We start from the raw sequence: 6,442 nt of genomic DNA, 5'->3' as shown, positions 1-6,442 counted from the left end.
GCCCCCCCCCCGGCCCCGTCGCCCCCGCGCGGGCGCGCCGCCCCCCCCCCCCGCGCTCGGGGGGGGGGGCCCCCCCCGGGGGGGGGGGGGCGGGGCCCCCCCCCCCCCCCCCCGCGGCACTAGCTAGGACCTGCCACCTCCGAGTCCGGCCTTGTCACATGCGGCCCTGAGCTCCGGAGTGCAGATGCGGCCGAGGGTGAACACGCCGTCCCTCACGAGCGTCTGCTTGATGGTGCCGACTGTCACCGCTCTGGGAGCGAGCAGGACGGCCGGGATGTCCTTGGTGGTGGGGCTGTCGACCGTCGTCGTGGCGACGTCGTTCGCGTTCCCACCGCGTCCCAGGGCGACGGCCATGGCGGCGACTGCGGCGGCTTCCGCACGGAAGGGTTTGTAGACCGTCATCAGCTGCTCGCCCTTGATGATGCGTCGCAGGGCTTCGAGGTCGGCGTCCTGACCGGTGACGGGGGGAAGTTCCCGGACCCCGGCGCTCTTGAGCGCTGCGATGGCCCCCGCCGCGATGGCGTCGTTGGCTGCGAGGACGCCGTCGATCCGGCCGGGGCCCATGGCGGCGATGGCGGCGGACATGTCCGCGTGGGCGTGGTCCGTGGTCCAGCCCGGGGTGTCGTACGACCTGCCGATCCGCACCTTGCCGGTGAGGACGGACATCGCGCCCTTCCTGAACCACGCCGCGTTCGGGCTGGCGGGGTCGCCGTTCATCATGACCACGTTGCGGTCCTTCGCCCTGTCGCCCATGGCCTTGAGGAGCGCCTCGCCCTGGAGCCTGCCGACCTGCGCGCCGTCGAAACTGACAAAGCCCGAGATCGGGCCTTCGGCGAGCCGGTCGTAGGCGACGACGGGGACGCCCGCGTTGCGCGCCTCCTGGATCGAGGAGCGGAGCACCCTGGTGTCGGCGGCGTCGAGGATCAGGACCCTGACCCCCTTGGTGATCATGGAGCTCATCTGTTGCTGCTGCCTCATCGCGTCGTTGTCGGCGTTGGCGTACTCCATGGCACAGCGGGGACAGAGATCCTTCAGCCGTTTCTCGATCAGCGGCTTGTCGAACCGCTCCCAGCGGGGCAGTGCCCGGCTCGGGAGCAGCAGGCCGACGGTGAAACTGTCCGCACCCGTCTCGTCGTTTCCCCCGCAGGCGGCCAGGGGCATCGTCATGAGCCCGGCGACGAGGGCCGCGACGATGTGCCGGGGACGGGTTCTCATGGCAGGCCGCCCTGGTCGGTGCCGGCTCCCGGGCCCGTGCGGGCCGGTTCGCGCGGCGGCACGACGATCTCGCTCCACACCTGCTTGCCATGGGCGACCGGCACCGAGCCGAAGGTCTCCGACACCGCTTCGACCAGCAGCAGGCCTCGGCCGCCGGTCGCCTCCCAGTCCACGATCACCGGCTTGGCGGGCGCGCGCGGAGAGGAGTCGCTCACACGGATTCGCACCCGGTCCCCGCGGAGCATCAGTTCGAGGTGGACCGGCCCCTGGGTGTAGACGAGGGCGTTGGTGACGAGTTCGGACACGACCAGCAGTACCGCGTCGGCCACTGCTTCGACGTTCCACCGGCGCAGCGTTCGCGCGGTGAACCGACGGGCGTGCATGACGGCGTCCGGCAGCCGCCACACGGCCCATCCGGCCCGTATCGGCCGGGTCTTCATGCCGTCGTAGCGCAGCAGCAACAGCGCCACGTCGTCCTCGCGACGGCCGGCGTCGCCCAGCAGTTCGTCGGCCACCCGCCCGGGATCGGCCGGATCGGCCGCGGCGAGCGCGGTGCGTATGCGCTGCATGCCCTCGTCCAGGGGCAGGTCGGCGGCCTCGACCAGGCCGTCGGTGACCAGGGCGAGCAGGGTGCCGGGGGACAGTGCGACCGCGGTCATCGGGAACTCCGCCTCCGCGGAGATGCCCAGCGGGAGGGCACCCTCGACCTGTACCTCCTCGGTGCTGCCGTCGGGATGACGTATGAGCGGTGAGAGGTGTCCGGCCCGGACGAACAGGGTGTTGCCCTCCTCCAGGTCCAGTTCGGCATAGCAGCAGGTGGCGAAGAGATCGGATTCCATACCGACGAGGAGTCGGTTGGCATGGGAGACGACCACGTCCGGTGGGTGGCCCTCCACCGCGTACGCCCTGACCGCGGTGCGCATCTGGCCCATGATCGTCGCTGCTCCGGCACTGTGTCCTTGGACGTCACCGATGACCAGTGCCACCCGGTCCTCGGAGAGGGCGATGACGTCGTACCAGTCGCCGCCCACCTGCAACCCCCGCCGCGCGGGCAGATAGCGGGCGATGGCTGTCCCTCCGGACAGTTCGGGCAGGCGCCGGGGCAGCAGGCTGCGCTGCAGCATCGTCGCGAGCTCCTGCTCGGCGTCGTGCGCGTGCGCACGTTTGAGGGCCTGTCCGACCAGCGCCGCGGTGGCGGTCAGCAGGAACCGCTCCTCGGGGGCGAACTCGTGCGGCTGATCCCAGCCGATCAGGCACACGCCGGCGGCCCGGGCCCTGGCGGGCAGTGGCAGAACGGCCAGGCCGCCGGGGCCGATGCCCGCGAGCCCGGGTTCCAGGGCTGTGCAGGCGGGCCACAGATCCAGACGTCCGTCACGCAGAGCCATCTGCAGGGTGGGCAGAGCACTGACCGGTGCATCGGGCCACTCCGAGCGCCACTCGGAGCGCCATGACTCGGGCCAGGCGGTGGGCTCCGGCGGGTCGAGCACCGTCACCATCAGCCGGTTGTTCTGCAGTTCGGCGAGCGCCACCCGGTCGGCACCCAGCGGTGTGCGCAGCGCGGTGATCACCACCTGGCTGACGTCGGCGACTGTGGTGGCGGCGTCGAGTGCGGCGGTCAGCCACTGGATCCTGGAGACGTCGTCGGCGCCCTGGGGCAGGACCGAGGTCGCCGTCACCACGCCCAGTACCTGTTCCGGCCGGTCGTCGGTGCTCACCGCCCGGCAACTCAGGCTCAGCCAGCGCATGCCGCCGCTGGGACTGCGGACCCGGAACTCCAGCTCGCGACCGCCGGGGGCCTGGCTGGATGGCTCCATTACCGACATCAGTGCGTGCATGTCCTCCGGGAGGGCATGCACGAGCAAGGTGGCCGCCTTGCCGTCGAAGCCGTCCGGCGTGATGCCGACCAGTTCGAGCAGGGTGTCGTCGGCCTCGATCAGGCCGGTGTCCGGCATGAGCGCGAAGGAGCCGACGTGCAGACTGTGCAGGGCGGGACCCAGCAGCGGCTGCGGCGCGGGCCCCCCGGCCACGGTCTGGAGCAGGTCGGCGACCGCGTCGGCGTACTGCTCCAGGAAGCGCTGCTGGTCGGCCTCGAATCCGGCGGTGGACGTGCCCAGGACGACAAGACAGCCCAGCCGCCTGCCCTCTGTTCCCAACGGAAGTGCGCCGAGCGACGTCTCTGCCCGTGGCGGAAACGAGCCGCCGTCCGGCAGGGAGGCGAGCGCTGCGGAAGTGAGCCACAACGGCCGGCCGGAGCGGAGGGCACGGGCCGCGGGTGAGCCGCCGGACAGGCTCAGCCGCTCCGGCAGGCCGTACTCGGAAGCGGCGTCTGCGGTGGTCTCCATCAGCCGAAGCGCTTCCGTGCCGGCTTCGGGCACATAGACCGCCGCCATCAACGCTCCGGCGAACGCCAGTACGCGGACACAAGCATCGGCCTCCGGAAGCGGAGGCGGTGAGCTGGTGTCGCAGGCGTCGGCCTCGGATTCCCGCCACTGCGCGACTCCGGCCCGGGCACTGCCGTCATGAGGCATGTCCGCACCTACCTCCCGTCCAGGCCGAGGTGCCGACAGGTGGAGACGAAGGCCTGACACAAGAATCGCATATGCGAGCTAATGGGACAGATCGCTTTCCGTGCCGTCAGCGGCCGCGCGGGCGCCCGCACCGACCGATGCCGTCTCTCTCGGCAACGTTCACCATCGCCGGCGTTCGACGCCGGTGCGCCCGTGCCGCACATGATCGATGGGCCGAGCCGCCGGGTTCGCAGATCACCGCGGCCGGTGTCAGACTGGCGACGTGGTCGTCTCGCCACATCCACGTGGTCGGGCGGACATCGGGTGCCGGTGTGCCGGCCGCCGGTCGCCTCTTGGACCTCCGCCTGGTGGCGCGCGTGGCAAGGTGCGGAAACCGGGTGTCGTCATGATCGACGAGGCAGTCGCCGGTGCCGGGCTCATCGGGCCGAATCCTCGATCCGCCGCGGCGGACAACGGTGGTGCTCCGCGACCGGCGGAGCTGCGGCCCGTGCGGGCAGGCCCCGGTGCCCCCGCGCGTCCACCCGGTGCACGACGTCCCGGAAAGCGGGTGTGCCTCGCCACGCCCGCCGCGCACGACCCGGCCGGCCCGCACAGGGCCGCCTTGACACCACGAACCACGAGCACCGGTTCCCGGGCGCGCGCCGGCCTCGCCGTTGCGCCATGAGCCGGTTGCCTCCCATCTGGCATCCACCGATGGGGAGCAGTACCTGGGCCTCTGGCCGTGGAAGGCCGGTCGCAGGCCGCGGGCCCCGCGTGGCGCAACGACGAGGGAGGTCTCTCCCATGAAGACCTTCATGGGGAACGCGGCCGTGGCCATGGCCGTGGTCTCGGCGATCCTTGCCCTCGCGACGTGCGGGACGAACGGCGGGAACACCTCCGACAGCCGGAGCGCGCCGAAGATCGGGCTGTTGCTGCCGGACACCATCACCGCACGCTGGGAGACGCAGGACGGGCCCCAGCTGGAGAAGAGGATCAAGGAACTGTGCAGCGACTGCACGGTCGAGCGCACCACTGCCAAGAACGACGTGGCCTTCCAGCAGGAACAGATGGAGTCGATGATCACCGAGGGGGTCGATGCCATCGTGCTCGTGGCCGTGGACGCCAGGTCGCTCCGGCCCACGGTCCGCAAGGCGCATGAAGCAGGGATCCCTGTCATCGCCTACGACCGTCTCGCCGAGGGCCCCATCTCGGGGTATGTCTCCTTCGACGGCGAGGAGGTCGGCAAGCTGCAGGGCAGGGCGCTGTTGCGGGCCATGGGAGACAAGGCGCGCAGCGGCCAGATCGTCATGATGAACGGCGATCCCATCGACCCCAACGCGGTGTCGTTCAAGCAGGGCGCACTGTCCGTGCTCAAAGGGAAAGTGAAGATCGCCAAGTCGTACGACACGCTCCAGTGGCGGCCGGAGGCGGCGAACGCGAACATGTCCGCGGCCATCTCCGCCCTCGGCGCCGGCAACATCCAAGGGGTCTATGCCGCCAACGACGGCCTCGCCGGCGGCAGTATCACGGCCCTCAAGGCGAACAAGGTCGACCCGCTGCCCCCCGTCACCGGGCAGGACGCCGAACTTGCGGCCGTACGACGTATCGTCGCCGGCGATCAGTACATGACGGTCTACAAGCCGTTCGGGCCCGAGGCTTCCGCCGGCGCCGCCATGGCCGTGGCCGCGGCCCGCGGTGACAGCCTCAACCGGATCGCACGGGACAAGGTGACGACCCGCGACGGGACGGAGGTCCCGGCCGTGATGCTCACCCCGATCTCCGTGACCGCCGCCGACATCAAGAACACCCTGGTGAAGGACGGCATGTACACGGTCCGGCAGATCTGCACGCCCCAGCTCCGGGCCGCCTGCAAGAAGGAGGGGCTGACCTGAGGGCCCGGTTACCGAGGATGCCCGGGTCCAGGGAAGGAGATGGTTTCCGGTGCCGACTCCCCCCTTGCTGGCGCTGCACGGCGTGTGCAAGCGCTTCGGCATCGTCGACGTCCTGACGGACATCGAGCTGGAGATCCACGCCGGCCAGGTCCTCGCGCTGCTGGGCGACAACGGGGCCGGCAAGTCCACCCTGGTCAAGGTGATCTCCGGCGTGGCCCCCGCGGACAAGGGCGCCATCGAGTGGGAGGGCCGGCCCGTCCACATCAAGCGCCCTCACGACGCCCGCGACCTCGGCATCGCCACCGTCTACCAGGACCTCGCGCTGTGCGGGAATCTCGACGTCGTCGGCAATCTCTTCCTCGGTCGGGAGATCCGCAGGTTCGGGTTCCTCGACGAGGTGGAGATGGAACGTCGCAGCAGGCATCTGCTGGAACGCCTGACCAGGGGCGTCCCCGCCCTGCGCGGCCCTGTCGTCTCTCTGTCCAGCGGCCAGCGGCAGACCGTCGCCATCGCTCGCTCCCTCCTCGGTGAGCCGCGGGTGCTGCTCCTGGACGAACCGACCGCGGCTCTGGGATTCGAGCAGACCACCGAGGTCCTGGACCTCGTCGACCGGCTCCGGGATCGCGGCCTGGGCGTACTCCTCATCAGCCACAACCTGGGCGATGTGAAAGCCCTCGCGGACCGGGCCGCCGTCCTTCGGCTCGGTCGCAACAACGGCTTCTTCGACGTGAGCACCGCGTCTCAGGAACAGATCATGTCCTCCATCACCGGTGCCACGGAAAGCGCGCCCCGCCGGGTGACGCACGAGGAGTCGGGGTGGTGAAACGG

General features: G+C 70.8%; 4 protein-coding genes. 2 read left to right on the top strand and 2 right to left on the bottom strand.

Features of this window, described 5'->3' with window-relative positions:
* Positions 1-123: 123 nt before the first annotated feature.
* Entirely contained in the window at positions 124-1,215 is a 1,092-nt protein-coding gene (locus ACIRU3_RS25445; protein WP_404060318.1) for a substrate-binding domain-containing protein, read from the bottom strand.
* A complete protein-coding gene (locus ACIRU3_RS25440) occupies positions 1,212-3,605 on the bottom strand; it encodes a SpoIIE family protein phosphatase (protein WP_404060428.1) in 2,394 nt (797 codons plus the stop codon). The genes ACIRU3_RS25445 and ACIRU3_RS25440 overlap by 4 nt, the downstream gene beginning before the upstream one ends.
* A 920-nt stretch (positions 3,606-4,525) precedes the next feature.
* On the opposite strand from ACIRU3_RS25440, the gene ACIRU3_RS25435 reads away from it, so the two are divergent.
* On the top strand, positions 4,526-5,614 hold the full coding sequence (locus tag ACIRU3_RS25435; RefSeq protein ID WP_404060316.1) for a substrate-binding domain-containing protein: 1,089 nt from the start codon (positions 4,526-4,528) through the stop codon (positions 5,612-5,614).
* Positions 5,615-5,663: 49 nt separating this feature from the next.
* Positions 5,664-6,437, top strand: coding sequence for an ATP-binding cassette domain-containing protein (locus ACIRU3_RS25430; RefSeq protein WP_404060313.1), 774 nt, complete (start codon positions 5,664-5,666; stop codon positions 6,435-6,437).
* Positions 6,438-6,442 lie beyond the last annotated feature (5 nt).

This window comes from Streptomyces sp. NPDC101151 (assembly GCF_044768335.1).
In the GTDB taxonomy this organism is placed as follows: domain Bacteria; phylum Actinomycetota; class Actinomycetes; order Streptomycetales; family Streptomycetaceae; genus Streptomyces.
The sequence above is the reverse complement of the archived record's forward strand: the minus strand, read 5'-3'. Positions and strand labels throughout refer to the sequence as shown.